The 1,362-nt window shown below is 75.8% G+C and carries 2 protein-coding genes; both read left to right on the top strand.

The features are described from left to right. Window positions 1-464: hypothetical protein (locus ACIQOV_RS41545; RefSeq protein ID WP_401056349.1), on the top strand; the 464-nt coding region annotated here is incomplete at its 5' end. Continuing rightward, a partial coding sequence (locus ACIQOV_RS41540; RefSeq protein WP_401056347.1) for a LysM peptidoglycan-binding domain-containing protein occupies window positions 464-1,362 on the top strand: 899 nt, incomplete at its 3' end. The genes ACIQOV_RS41545 and ACIQOV_RS41540, both read left to right, overlap by 1 nt.

Raw genomic sequence — 1,362 nt, 5'->3', positions numbered from 1 at the left:
GGGAGGGGACGGGAGTGGTGAGCCGTCTGCGGCGACGGCTGTCGGCGCGCCGGTCCGACCGGGGCGCGGTGGCCCTCTTCGTGGCGATCTGCGCGGCCTACGTCGTGCTCGTCATCGCCCTGGTGATCGACGCCGGCGGCCGGCTGCGGGTCGCCGAGCGGACCGACGCCTACGCTCTGGAGGCCGCGCGGGTCGGCGGCCAGCAGCTCGACCGGGCGGCCGTCCTGCAGGGCAAGGGCTTCAAGGTCCAGGAGAAAGACGTCCGGGACGCCGCCGACGCCTATCTGCGCCTGTACGGCCTGCACGCGGGCGACATCGAGTTCTCCGGTGACGGCAAGGTCGTCACCGTCACCGTGCAGGCCGACTACCGCCCGGTCCTGCTGGGCGCCCTCGGGCAACGGAAGGTAACGGGCAAGGGCAGTGCGACCCTCGTCCACGGAGTCGAGAAAGCGGAGACCGACTGATGGCCGCGCCACGTGCCAAGGACCAGGCCCGTACCGCCCAGGCCCGCAACGGCCGGGCCGGGACGTCCCATCGCGCCGGCGGCGCCCGAAGGCCCGCCGCCCCGGCGCCCCGACCACCCCGCGGGCGCGGCCGTGCCGTGATCACCGCGCTCGGCGCGCTGGTCGCCCTGCTCGCCCTGCTGTTGGGCGTTCCCGCACTGCTGCTGTACGGCACCCAGGCGGTCGCCGGGATGGGTGAGGTCGCCTCGGGCGGGGTGGGCGAGGCGCTCACCAGCCCGGACGACGGAAGCCTGTTCCTGTGGGCGCTGGTGGTGGTCGGCTGGCTCGCCTGGGCCTGCTTCGCGCTCTCCGTCCTGCTGGAGATCCCCGCCCAGCTGCGCGGCCGGATCGCCCGCCGCATCCCGGCCTTCGGCTGGAGCCAGCGGATCGCGGCCGGACTGGTCGGCTCGGTGCTCGCCCTGCTGCCGGTGGCCGGCTCGGCCTTCGCGGCCGTCCCCGACGCCGCCCACGGCCCGGTCGTCCAGGCGCAGTTGACGCCGGGCGTGCAGCGCGCCGCACTGCCCGCCGCGCCGGCCGCGCCGGCCCCGACCCCGGCCGCCGAACAGCAGAGCACCTACACGGTGCGCGACGCCCGGCCGGCCGACAGCCTGTGGTCCATCGCCGAGCGCCAACTGGGCTCGGGCGAGCGGTGGATGGAGATCGCCAAGCTCAACGAGGGCCGGGTGATGGGTGATTCGGGCGTCCGCTTCGACGCCGAGCGGCCGATCCAGCCCGGCTGGGAACTGCTGATGCCGGCGGACGCCAAGCCGGACGAGGCGAGGACACCGGCTCCGGCTCCCGCACCGGCTCCCTCCGGGGACGCGGCGCAGGGCACCCCGCAGGGGACGCCGCAGGGTGC

It is taken from the genome of Kitasatospora sp. NPDC091257 (genome assembly GCF_044757675.1).
Classification (GTDB): Bacteria; Actinomycetota; Actinomycetes; order Streptomycetales; family Streptomycetaceae; genus Kitasatospora; species Kitasatospora lactacystinica.
The sequence above is the reverse complement of the archived record's forward strand: the minus strand, read 5'-3'. Positions and strand labels throughout refer to the sequence as shown.